The sequence below is a fragment of the Escherichia sp. AM3 genome (assembly GCF_032029835.1).
GTDB classification, from domain to species: domain Bacteria; phylum Pseudomonadota; class Gammaproteobacteria; order Enterobacterales; family Enterobacteriaceae; genus Escherichia; species Escherichia coli.
In genome coordinates this window covers 1-261 of record NZ_JAVUPQ010001061.1, presented here as the reverse complement: position 1 = coordinate 261, position 261 = coordinate 1, and the positions used below count along the sequence as shown (strand labels likewise).

The 261-nt window shown below is 59.0% G+C and carries 1 protein-coding gene; it reads left to right on the top strand.

From position 1 onward, the window contains the following. Positions 1-261, top strand: a 261-nt coding sequence (locus tag RTW80_RS29700; protein ID WP_312721721.1) for an energy transducer TonB, incomplete at both ends; no start/stop codon positions are given.

Below are 261 nucleotides of genomic sequence, written 5' to 3'. Positions count from 1 at the left end.
CCGCAGGCCCGCGCGCGCTGAGCCGTAACCAGCCGCAGTACCCGGCACGTGCTCAGGCGTTACGTATTGAAGGGCGTGTACGGGTGAAATTCGACGTTACGGCCGATGGACGTGTCGATAACGTGGAAATCCTGTCCGCACAGCCGGCGAATATGTTTGAACGCGAAGTTAAATCGGCCATGCGCAGGTGGCGCTATGAAGCCGGTAAACCCGGCAATGGGTTGATTGTGAACATTGTCTTCCGCCTGAACGGTGGGGCAC